Genomic DNA, 9,937 nt, shown 5'->3' on the forward strand with positions numbered 1-9,937 from the left:
GCACTGGGCGGGGCGGTGGGGGCCTCGCTGCCGGCCGGGCCGGGCGTCGCACTGCTCTTGGCCGGCTGCGGGGCGGGCCGCGCGGAGGACTGGCCGGTGTGCTGCGGCTTCGGTGCGCGGTCGTCGGCGTGCGCGGTGCCGGCCGCCGACAGCGCGGCCAGCGCGAGCGCCGCGATCAGCCCGGCGCCGGCCGCACCGCGGGACAGGGGGCGGACGGCGTACGGCCGGGAACCGGCGGCGGTGCGGGGGGTACGGGTGGACTTCACGGTCGGCTGCTCCACGTTCGTCGGCGGGTGGCGCCCGGTGGCGCCCTCACCCGTCACGACGTGCGGCCGGGGCGGGGGTTGCCGGAGGTGCGGAAAAACTTCCGGGGGCTGCCGGTGCCGGGCTCGACCGCCGGCCGCGTCGGCCCACGCTCTGCCGCGGTTCCTCCACCGAGGCCGTCACGGGAGGCGCGCCCGGAGAAACCGCCGCCCGGGGCGGCGCGCAGGCCGCCCCGGGCGGGGCCGTACAGGGGGAGCGGAGCTCAGATCGTGGCCGCGTCGATCACGAAGCGGTAGCGGACGTCGCTCGCCAGCACCCGCTCGTACGCCTCGTTGATCCGGTCCGCGCCGATCACCTCGATGTCGGCGGCCAGCCCGTGCTCACCGCAGAAGTCGAGCATCTCCTGGGTCTCGGGGATGCCGCCGATCATCGAGCCGGCGATCGACTTGCGCTGCGGGATAAGGGCGAACGGCGCGACCGGCAGCGGGCTCTCCGGGGCGCCGACCTGGACCAGGGTGCCGTCGGTGCGCAGCAGCCCGAGGTAGGCGTTCAGGTCCAGGTTGGCCGAGACGGTGTTGACGATCAGGTCGAAGGTGCCCGCCAGCTGCTCGAAGGTGGCCGGGTCGGACGTCGCGTAGTAGTGGTCGGCGCCCAGCCGCAGCCCGTCGTCCTTCTTGCGCAGCGACTGGCTCAGCACGGTGACCTCGGCGCCCATCGCGTGCGCGATCTTCACGCCCATGTGGCCGAGGCCGCCCAGCCCGACGACCGCGATCTTCTTGCCGGGGCCGGCCTTCCAGTGGGCGAGCGGCGAGTAGAGGGTGATGCCGGCGCACAGCAGCGGGGCGGCGGCGTCCAGCGGCATGCTCTCGGGTATGCGCAGTGCGTAGTTCTCGTCGATCACCAGGTGGGTGGAGTAGCCGCCGTAGGTGGGCTCGCCGTCCCGGCCGGTCGCGTTGTACGTGCCGACGTTGCCGAGCTCGCCGGTGCAGTACTGCTGCAGCCCGGCGCGGCAGTTCTCGCACTCGCGGCAGGAGTCGACGAAGCAGCCGACGCCGACCCGGTCGCCCTTCTTGTAGCGGGTGACCCCGGAGCCGACCTCGGCGACCACACCGGCGATCTCATGGCCGGGGACGATCGGGAAGTTCCCGCCGTCGCCCCACTCGGCGCGCACGGTGTGGATGTCGGAGTGGCAGATTCCGGCGTACTTGATGTCGATCAGGATGTCGTGGGCACCCAGCTCGCGGCGCGGAATCGTGATCCGCTCCAGTGGTGCCTTCGGGGCGGGTGCGGCGTACGCGGAGACAGAGGTGTGGGTCATGCCACCGAGAATGCGGCGTTCCGATTGCCCTAGCCAGAGCCCCCTTGAACCTATGCCTGGCGTGCCTATTACTGCCAGAACCCCCCTGCCGCCCGCCGGCGGGAGGCGGCCCCGGCCGGCAAGCGGCCCCGGCTCGGCGGTGATGACCACCATGCCGCACCGGGGCCGCGGCCGGCCGAAGTGTTCCGGCTGCCGGCCGGCGTCGGCTCAGGAGAAGACCACCGAGCGGAGCTTCAACAGCTCCGAGGCGCGGCCGCCGTTGGCCCGGAGCGTGTAGGAATCCCCGGTGCAGTCCGGGCCGGTGAAGACGGTGGCGACGGACGAGGTGTAGTTCTTCGGGGAGTGCGCGGGCAGGGCGCTCGGGTCGGTCACTTCGGGCAGGCTCAAACACGCCCGGCTCGGCGGATCGGACAGCAGACTCACGTGCGGGGTGCCGCCCTCGTCGTTGTACACGTAGGTGAAGGGGCCGGTGGACGCGCCGGCGGGGGAGGCCGGCAGAGCCAGGGCCAGGGCGAGCGCGCTGACGGCGGAGGCGGCGGTGTGGCGGAGACGCATGCGAGGGTCCTTTCATTCCGTTTCCATGCGGAATGTGTGGTGCCCAGCCATACGACCCGTGATGTCCGTTGTCACACGAAGGAGATCCGGCGAAACGAGCGCGCGGTTGTTGTTCGGATCGGCCTGACCCCTACGGGTTCGGATCGGCCTGACCCCTACGGGTTCGGATCGGCCTGACGTCTAAGGGTGTTGAGGTGTGCCGCTGCGCTCCCGTAGGACGCCGGTGATCCGCTCACACCAGTCGCGGGTCTCCCGTTCGAAGCCCAGGCCGCGCAGGCAGGTCAGATACGGGCCGACCCGGGCGCCGTGGGCCAGGAACTCCGCCTCGTCCAGGCCGCCGCGCAACCGGGCCAGCAGCTGCTCGAAGATTTCGACCTTGGCGGCGGCCATCCGGGCCCGCTCCGTCAGCTGCGCGATCACCGGCGCGGCGTCGATCCGGTCCACGGCCTGCACCTTGACCAGCAGATCATCGCGGATGAAGGACGGCCTGGACGCGGCCGCCGCGAACCGCTCCAGCTCGGCCAGGCCCTCGTCGGTGACGTGGAACAGCCGCTTGTTGGGCCGGGTTTCCTGGACCACCTGACGTCCGGCGACCAGCCCTTCCGCCTCCAGCCTGGTCAGCTCCGCGTAGAGCTGCTGCGGCAGTGCGTGCCAGAAGTTGGCGACGCCGACGTCGAACGCCTTGGCCAGCTGATAGCCGCTGTACTCGCCGTCCAGCAGCGCTGCCAGCACCGCGTGCTTGAGAGCCATCGCCCCGGCCACCCTTCCCATACTCAAGAATATGACTAATCATAGTCGCGACTATGGGAGCGCGGGGCGAGGCGCCGGGCCCGGACCCAGGGCGGACCCGGGGCGGACCCGGGGCCGGACGGTTCGCTGCCCGGCCGAGGCGAGGAGGAAGAGTCATGGGGACGACCGCGGACCGCTTCAAGGCGGCGGTGGAGGCACGGGAACTGGGCGTGCTGGAGGAGCTGTTCACCGAGGACATCCGCTTCTACAGCCCGGTGAAGTTCACGCCCTTCGAGGGGCGGCCGATGGTGCTCGGGCTGTTCGGGGTGCTGCTGCGGACCTTCGAGGACTTCCGTTACGTCGGCGAGCTGACGGGCAGCGCACAGACGGCGGCGGGGGCGGACGGCGGCTGCGTCGACTCGGCGGTCCTGATCTTCCGGGCCACCGTCCGCGGTAAGCAGATCCACGGCATCGATCTGCTGCAGTTCGACGAGGCGGGCCGGATCAAGGAGTTGACGGTGATGGTGCGGCCGCAGTCCGCGGTGCAGGCGCTGGGGGAGGCGGTGCTGGACGGGTTGGTCGAGGACGGGCTGGTACCGCAGCCGTAAGCGGTAAGCCGTAAGGCGTAAGCCACAAGGCGCGGCGGACCCGCGCGGGCGAGGCAACCGGCACCCTGCCGTGGCCGTGGCCGGGTGCCGGACGCCTCGCCCGCGCCGGGTCCGGGCGTCCGGCGGGGAGCGTCAGACCCGCTCCGGCTGCTCCACCGAGATCGCCGCGGCCGGGCAGATCGCCGCCGCCTCCTGGACCGCTTCCCGCAGCTCGGCGGGCGGTTCGGCGTTCAGCAGGACGACGATGCCGTCCTCCTCGCGCTGGTCGAAGACGTCGGGCGCGGACAGCACACAGCTTCCGGCGCCGCAGCACTTGTCCTGGTCGATGTGCACGCGCATGGTTCTCTCCAGATCGGGTCGCCCGGCTTCCTGTGGCCGGGGCGGACGGGCGGTAACGGGAGGACGGGAAAGGGCGGGTTACAGGCCGGGCTCCGGGGCGGGTTCCGGCTGACGGGGCGCCGGGTTCACCACGCGACGGGCAGCGCATGCACCCCGTAGATCCCCATGTCGTGCCGGAACGGGACGTCCTCGAAGGGGATGTCGAGCCGGAGACCCGGCAGCCGGCGCAGCAGGGTCTCCAGGGCGATCTGGAGTTCCACGCGCGCGAGGGGCTGGCCCAGGCACTGGTGAACGCCGAAGCCGAACGCCACATGGCGGCGGGCATCGCGGCCGACATCGAGCCCGCCGGCGCCGGGGAAGGTGTCCTCGTCGCGGTTGGCGGTGTTGAGGGTGCACACCACGCCCTCGCCGGCCCGGATGGTGACGCCGCCGACGCGGACGTCCTTGGTGGCGATCCGGGGCAGGCCGTTGTGCACGATGGTCAGATAGCGCAGCAGCTCCTCCACGGCGCCCTTGATCAGCGAGGGGTCGTCGCGCAGCCGGGCCAGCTGGTCGGGGTTGCGCAGCAGGGCGAGCGTGGACAGCGCGGTCATGTTGGCAGTGGTCTCATGGCCGGCGATCAGCAACAGCCGTCCCATGGTGGCGACTTCGGACGAGTTGAGTTCGCCACGGCTGATCAGCCGGCTGATGATGGCGTCGTCCGGCCGCTGCCGCTTGGACTCGGCGAGCCGGACCAGATACTCCAGCAGCTCGTCCTGTGCGGCCCGTACCTCCTCGCGCGTCGACCGGAGGCTGAGCAGAATCGAGCTGCGCTCCTGGAAGAACTCGTGGTCCTCGTACGGGACACCGAGCAGCAGGCAGATCACCAACGACGGCAGCGGCAGCGCGAATTCCGCGACCAGGTCCGCCGAGGTGCGTCCCTCGGTCATCCGGTCGAGCAGCTCATCGGTGAGGCGCTGCACCTCGGGGCGCATCGCCTCCATCTTCTTCACCATGAAGTCGGCGGTGAGCATCCGGCGCAGCCGCGCGTGCTCGGGGTCGTCCATGCGGAGCAGGGTCGGTTTCGTGGCGATGAGCTCGCGTCCGCCGGCGGAGAGGAAGGGGAACCCGGGACGGGTCGCGTCGGCGCTGAACCGCGGGTCGCCGAGCACCTCCCGGACGTCCTGATGCCGGGTCACCAGCCAGCAGGAGGACCCGTCCCACAGCGTCGCGCGGGTGACCGGCTCCTCCCGGAGAGCCCGTTCGACGCCGGGTGCCGGATCGAAGGGGCAGCCGGCGGTCCGCGCGGCCGGGAGGTCGAGTGGGGGGAGGCTCTCGCCCGGCCCGGTGCCGGGGCCCGCCTCGATGCGTTCTGCGGTCGTCATGCGGCTGGTCCTTCCACGAACGGCCACGGCACTGCCGTGGCGAAGGGTGCGGGTGGCGCCACTCCTCGACGGTTCCGTACGAACCGCGTACCGGCTGGGCGGCCGGGCCGGCGAGGTCCTGTCCGCCGGTGTGCATGACCGCCGGTGTCCTGTCCGCCGGGGGTGCATGACCGGAGGCATGACCGGAGCCGTGGGCCGTGGCCGGGACGTGGAGACCGGACGGACACAAGACATGGGGACCGGACACAGGGACCGGAACGTGCCGTGCCGGGCCGATGACTAGTTACCTAAGGTAAGCAACTAAGTGCACGCTAACTCACCCCGGGCGGGGGAGGGAAGGGGTGATCGCGAGCCTCATGAGGTTGGCTCAAACCGAGCGGCGGCCCGCACCGGACAGGGTCGGCGCAGCGGGTTTCCGGCACCCCACGGACGGCTAAAGTGCCTGCATGCCGGACCCCGGAAGAGACCAGGACCCCACCGCCGCACTGCAAAGAGTGCTGGCCACGCTGTCCTATCTGCTCACCCGCTCCCGGGCGCACGAACGCCAGGCCGCCCAGGCGGGGGTCACGGCGGCACGCTCCGATCTCTGGCTGCTGATGGCCCTGGAGGACAGCGGAGGCGTCAGCAGGGTCGGAGACCTTGCCGCGCTGCTGATGGTCGAACCCCCTCATGTCACGCGCCAGATCAGTCAGTTGGAATCGCAGGACCTGGTGGCCCGGACCCCGGACTCCGTCGACCGCCGGGCCCGGAAAGTGGCGATCACCCCGCACGGCAAGGCCATCCTCAACCGCCTGCAGAAGACCAGCCAGGCCGGTCTGCACGAGGCGCTCGCCGGCTTCGACGACGCGGACATCGCCACCACCGTCGCCGTGCTCAACCATCTGGTGGCCTACGCCCGGGAGAAGCACGGGCGGGCGTGAGCGGGACGGGCCTGAGTGGGGCGGACGTGCGAGGGCGGGCGTGAGCGGGGCGGAAGGAAGCGGGGCCTGAGCGGGGCGGGGCCGGGCGGCCCCACCCCGCATGGCGTCACTCGATCTCGACGCGGCCGTTGGTGCCCTTGTCCGCTCCGGGGGTGCCGTTGCGGTCGGTGGTCTGGCCCGGCGAGTCGGGGGCGCCGAGGTTGCGGCGGACCGAGTCCAGGATGGTCAGGCCCTGGCCGACCAGGCCCGCGGCGATCTCGCCGAGGCCGTCGGTGCCGTTGAGGACATTGACGTTGGCGTTGGCCAGGCCCGCGGAGGCTTCCTTGACGATCTGCGGGAGCTGGTCGATGAGCATCCGGTCCAGGGCCACGCGGTCGTGCGAGGCGGCGGCCTCGGCCTGGATCTTCATCCGCTCGGCCTCGGCCATCGCCAGCAGCCGGATGCGTTCGGCCTCCGCCTCGGCGGGCTTGACGACCTCGGCCACCAGCTCCTGCTGGCGCAGTTGGGCCGCGCGCTCGGCGAGCTCGGTCTGGGCGGCGAGGACTTCCTGCTGGGCGTGTGCCTGCGCCAGCGGACCGGCCTGGGCGGCCCGGGCCTTGGCGCGGTCCACCTCCGCGGAGTACTCGGCCTGGACCACGGCGGTCTGCCGGGCGTACTCCGCCTGATTACGGGCGGCCTCCTGCTCCGCCTCGGCCGAGGCCTGGGTGGCCTGTGCCTGGGCGATCTGCGCCTGCCGCTGGATGGCCGCCTTGTGCGGGGCGGACATCGCCTCGATGTAGCCGGTGTCGCCGTCGTCGATCGACTGGATCTGCAGCGAGTCGACGATCAGGCCGATCTTCGCCATCTCCGTCTTGGAGGTCTCCAGGACCTCGGTGGCCAGCTTCTGCCGTTCGGTGACGATCTCCTCGACCGTCATCGAGCCGATGATGGACCGCAGATGACCTGCGAAGATCCGGCCGGTCAGGACCGACATCTGATCCTGGTCGGACAGGAACCGCTGGCCGGCGTTGACCACGCTCTCGGTGTCGTTGCCGACCTTGAACGCGATCACGGCGCGCACCGTCAGTGCGATGCCCTGCCGGGTCACACAGGTCTCCGAGACCTCCGCCTCGCACATCGCCAGCGTCAGAAAGCGGACCTTGCGGAAGACCGGCAGCACGAATGTGCCGTGGCCGGTGACCACTCGGAACGGCGCGCCCCCCTGTCCACGCCTGCCTCCCGAGATCAGCATTGCTTGATCGGGGGCAGGAACGCGGTAACCGAACATCCTTCGTCGTCTCCTCAACTGGCGTTGCCGGCATCGCCGGGCAACGCGTCCAACGGATCCGCCCACTCCATGACATCGACCTGGCGATTGCCACGGGACTCGATCACGAGCACGGTCGCCCCTACCGGAAGGGGCTCGGCGGACCAGGCGAGAAAGGCCTCCGTGCCGCCCCTGATCCGCACCAGGACCTCACCGGGACCGGCAGCGCCACGAGTGCCGATCAGCAGCACTCCCGTACAGCCGATCACGGCATCGTCCTGTGCCATCGGCGGCGGCCCTCCCCCGTTACGTTCCTGGAAAAACGACCATAGCGCTCCGGCGGGCGATGGCCTATGGGGTGATCACGGCGCGTTGGGATCCCGGCCCGCGGCCGTCAATATCCCGCCAGGAAACGGGCGAATGCCTGGCGCAGCGTGGATTTGGTGTGTCCGGCGCGCTTTCCGCGGAGGGCGCTCCGTGGGCTCGGGGGGCCCTGTGGGATTTGTACCGGGGGCCGGGTGGTCAGGGGAGTGGCGATTGCGGTACGGCCGTGGCGACTGCGGCCGTGCGTCCGTGGTGATTACGGGATGGCCGTACTCGGGCGTGCGCGGCCACCGCTGTGTGCAGAGCGAAATGCACAATCCAGGCAAGCAGTACTCGTCTGCATTGTTCAACGGCCCGCTTTAGGGAATCACCTAAGGGGTGCGCCGTAGGCTTCATATGGAGCTGGAAGGCGTTCAGCACGCTTCCGTCCCTCGGCCCCCAGCCGGGATCGGTGCCCGGACGCCGGACCTCCGCCGTGCCGGACGTGCCCCGACCGCAGATGTCGCGAGCGGCCCCTGAACACCTGTCGGATGTACGCCCCCGGCACGAAAAGCGGCATCGCACGATACGAGTGAATCAGCGAATGCGCGAAGAGCCAGTGAGCGAATTCGCAGGCGGAGCTGACCAGTAGACGGAGGGTTTGTGCGCAATCGAGAGATATCACTGACGCCCGGAGCCGAGCCGCAGGAAGCCCTGGGCGTCGCCCGCGCGGCGCTGGAGCGGCACGGCTACCAGTGGGTGCCGCAGACCGACAGCAGCGCGGAGGCGCACGAATGCGAAGGTGAGATCCGCAGCAAGCTCTTCACCGGCAAACTCCGCATGAGCCTGGCCGTTCAGGACCAACGGCTCGTCATGGAAGCCGTGTCCAACGGCCTCGGGCTTGCCGCTGCCACCGGAGCCCCGGCCGCCACCGTACGGATCCGGAACAAGCTGAACCATTGCGCGGACCTGGTGGGCAGCGCGCTCACCCAGGCCGGGCTGGCACGCTGACCAGCGCGTAGGCGGCCTCTGGCGCCTGAGGTGACTCAGTCACCTCAGGCGCCTTCGGCGTCTCGGGCCTCCCCGGCCTCCCGGGTGGCGAACGGGCCGCCGGTGCCGAAGGCCAGCTCGGCGAAGCGTGTGCCGAGGCGGCGGTGGGTGGCGGCGTCCGGGTGGAGCTGATCGGGCAGCGGCAGCTCGGCGAAGTCCGCCTCGCCGTAGAGGGCGCGGCCGTCGAGGTAGTGCAGATGCGGGTCGTCGGCCGCCCGCTGCTTCACGAGGCGGGCGAGCTCCGTACGGATGACGCCGAGCGTCAGCTTCCCGGCGGCCCGCTCCGCGGGGTCGCCCATGGCCGTGAACTGCAGTGTCCCCGCGCTGAGTTTGCTGAAGTCCGGGATGCACGGGCCAGGGGTGTCCTCGTGCAGGGGGCAGTGGAGGGGCGAGACGACCAGCAGCGGTGTGTCGGGGTGTCCCTCCCGGATGGTGTCGAGGAAGCCGTGCACGGCCGGGGTGAAGGCACGCAGCCGCATCAGATCGGCATTGACCAGGTTGATGCCGATCTTGATGCTGATCAGGTCCGCGGGGGTGTCCCGCAGGGCGCGGGCGGTGAACGGATCGAGCAGGGCACTGCCGCCCAGACCGAGGTTGATCAGCTCCACGCCGCCGAGGGAAGCAGCGAGCGCCGGCCAGATCGTGGTGGGGCTCGCCGCGTTGGAGCCGTGGCTGATCGAACTGCCGTGGTGCAACCACACCGTGCGGCCCCCCAGCGGCACCGCCTCGACGGGGGCGTCGGTGCGCAGCGCGACCAGCTCGGTGACCTCGTTGTACGGCAGCCAGATCTCGACGTCCTTCAGCCGGTCGGGCAGATCGGTGAACCGGACGGTGCCGACCGGGCCGGGCCGGGTTTCCGCGGACCCGGTCATCAGGTCCACCGTCTGGACGTTGCCGCCGGTCACGCTGGCCTGGCCGGCCAGGCGGCCGTCGACGAGCAGGTCGTACCGCCCGTCCGGACGGGGCGGGGCGCCCTGGTAGGCCACCTTGGTGCGGAGCGTGTCCAGCTCGACGGCGGTGGCCCGGGTACGGAACACCAGCCGTACGCCGGAGGGCTGGGCCTCCGCCATGGCCAGCTGCCCGTCGGCGCACTGCGCGCGGGCCCGGGCGGGCAGCCGGTGCGGCAGCAGACCGTGCTCGGTGCGCTCCAGGTCGAGCGCGCCGCGCAGCAGGTCCGCGGTGAGGGGGGTGGCGATCCAGTCCGCCGCCCGGGGCGTGGCGGAGGAACCGGGGGCGGTGGT

At 71.2% G+C, this 9,937-nt stretch carries 11 protein-coding genes and 1 pseudogene; 3 read left to right on the forward strand and 9 right to left on the reverse strand.

Features of this window, described 5'->3' with window-relative positions:
* From EST54_RS31385 to EST54_RS31400, 4 genes and pseudogenes are all read right to left on the reverse strand, one after another.
* Positions 1-266: pseudogene (locus EST54_RS31385) on the reverse strand (hypothetical protein); the annotation flags it as partial.
* Between the two features lie 260 nt (positions 267-526).
* Complete coding sequence (locus EST54_RS31390; protein WP_129251093.1) at positions 527-1,582, reverse strand: NAD(P)-dependent alcohol dehydrogenase; 1,056 nt, start codon at positions 1,580-1,582, stop codon at positions 527-529.
* Between the two features lie 207 nt (positions 1,583-1,789).
* On the reverse strand, positions 1,790-2,137 hold the full coding sequence (locus EST54_RS31395; protein WP_129251094.1) for a hypothetical protein: 348 nt from the start codon (positions 2,135-2,137) through the stop codon (positions 1,790-1,792).
* A 180-nt stretch (positions 2,138-2,317) separates the two neighbouring features.
* A complete protein-coding gene (locus EST54_RS31400) occupies positions 2,318-2,887 on the reverse strand; it encodes a PadR family transcriptional regulator (RefSeq protein WP_129251095.1) in 570 nt (189 codons plus the stop codon).
* Between the two features lie 155 nt (positions 2,888-3,042).
* Between EST54_RS31400 and EST54_RS31405 the strand changes: the two genes are divergently transcribed.
* Entirely contained in the window at positions 3,043-3,474 is a 432-nt protein-coding gene (locus EST54_RS31405; protein WP_129251096.1) for a nuclear transport factor 2 family protein, read from the forward strand.
* Between the two features lie 132 nt (positions 3,475-3,606).
* Here EST54_RS31405 and EST54_RS31410 read toward each other — a convergent pair whose 3' ends face one another.
* Together EST54_RS31410 and EST54_RS31415 are read right to left on the reverse strand one after the other, a co-directional pair.
* The gene (locus EST54_RS31410) at positions 3,607-3,813 is read right to left on the reverse strand and encodes a ferredoxin (protein ID WP_093484311.1); all 207 of its coding nucleotides are present in this window, start codon (positions 3,811-3,813) and stop codon (positions 3,607-3,609) included.
* A 125-nt stretch (positions 3,814-3,938) separates the two neighbouring features.
* Positions 3,939-5,177, reverse strand: coding sequence for a cytochrome P450 (locus EST54_RS31415; RefSeq protein WP_129251097.1), 1,239 nt, complete (start codon positions 5,175-5,177; stop codon positions 3,939-3,941).
* Positions 5,178-5,623: 446 nt separating this feature from the next.
* On the opposite strand from EST54_RS31415, the gene EST54_RS31420 reads away from it, so the two are divergent.
* A complete protein-coding gene (locus tag EST54_RS31420) occupies positions 5,624-6,097 on the forward strand; it encodes a MarR family winged helix-turn-helix transcriptional regulator (protein ID WP_129251098.1) in 474 nt (157 codons plus the stop codon).
* Positions 6,098-6,203: 106 nt separating this feature from the next.
* Here the strand turns inward: EST54_RS31420 and EST54_RS31425 are convergent, their stop codons facing one another.
* Together EST54_RS31425 and EST54_RS31430 are read right to left on the reverse strand one after the other, a co-directional pair.
* Positions 6,204-7,364 (reverse strand): flotillin family protein, encoded by a 1,161-nt coding sequence (locus tag EST54_RS31425; RefSeq protein WP_129251099.1) that lies wholly within the window; start codon positions 7,362-7,364, stop codon positions 6,204-6,206.
* Positions 7,365-7,378: 14 nt separating this feature from the next.
* Positions 7,379-7,630 carry a hypothetical protein gene (locus EST54_RS31430; RefSeq protein WP_129251100.1) on the reverse strand — a complete coding sequence of 84 codons (252 nt, stop codon included), beginning with the start codon at positions 7,628-7,630 and terminating at the stop codon, positions 7,379-7,381.
* A gap of 679 nt (positions 7,631-8,309) precedes the next feature.
* Between EST54_RS31430 and EST54_RS31435 the strand changes: the two genes are divergently transcribed.
* On the forward strand, positions 8,310-8,657 hold the full coding sequence (locus tag EST54_RS31435; protein WP_129251101.1) for a hypothetical protein: 348 nt from the start codon (positions 8,310-8,312) through the stop codon (positions 8,655-8,657).
* A 44-nt stretch (positions 8,658-8,701) separates the two neighbouring features.
* On the opposite strand, the gene EST54_RS31440 is transcribed toward EST54_RS31435, so the two are convergent.
* The gene (locus EST54_RS31440; RefSeq protein ID WP_129251102.1) at positions 8,702-9,892 is read right to left on the reverse strand and encodes a GDSL-type esterase/lipase family protein; all 1,191 of its coding nucleotides are present in this window, start codon (positions 9,890-9,892) and stop codon (positions 8,702-8,704) included.
* Between the last annotated feature and the right edge of the window lie 45 nt (positions 9,893-9,937).

Origin of the sequence: Streptomyces sioyaensis (assembly GCF_004122735.1) — a bacterium.
In the GTDB taxonomy this organism is placed as follows: domain Bacteria; phylum Actinomycetota; class Actinomycetes; order Streptomycetales; family Streptomycetaceae; genus Streptomyces; species Streptomyces sioyaensis.

Excerpts from the sequence above, each read along its gene's own strand:
- EST54_RS31390 (WP_129251093.1), bottom strand. The coding sequence starts at position 1,582 with ATGACCCACACCTCTGTCTCCGCGTACGCCGCACCCGCCCCGAAGGCA.
- EST54_RS31395 (WP_129251094.1), bottom strand. The coding sequence starts at position 2,137 with ATGCGTCTCCGCCACACCGCCGCCTCCGCCGTCAGCGCGCTCGCCCTG.
- EST54_RS31400 (WP_129251095.1), bottom strand. The coding sequence starts at position 2,887 with ATGGCTCTCAAGCACGCGGTGCTGGCAGCGCTGCTGGACGGCGAGTAC.
- EST54_RS31405 (WP_129251096.1), top strand. The coding sequence starts at position 3,043 with ATGGGGACGACCGCGGACCGCTTCAAGGCGGCGGTGGAGGCACGGGAA.
- EST54_RS31410 (WP_093484311.1), bottom strand. The coding sequence starts at position 3,813 with ATGCGCGTGCACATCGACCAGGACAAGTGCTGCGGCGCCGGAAGCTGT.
- EST54_RS31415 (WP_129251097.1), bottom strand. The coding sequence starts at position 5,177 with ATGACGACCGCAGAACGCATCGAGGCGGGCCCCGGCACCGGGCCGGGC.
- EST54_RS31420 (WP_129251098.1), top strand. The coding sequence starts at position 5,624 with ATGCCGGACCCCGGAAGAGACCAGGACCCCACCGCCGCACTGCAAAGA.
- EST54_RS31425 (WP_129251099.1), bottom strand. The coding sequence starts at position 7,364 with ATGTTCGGTTACCGCGTTCCTGCCCCCGATCAAGCAATGCTGATCTCG.
- EST54_RS31430 (WP_129251100.1), bottom strand. The coding sequence starts at position 7,630 with ATGGCACAGGACGATGCCGTGATCGGCTGTACGGGAGTGCTGCTGATC.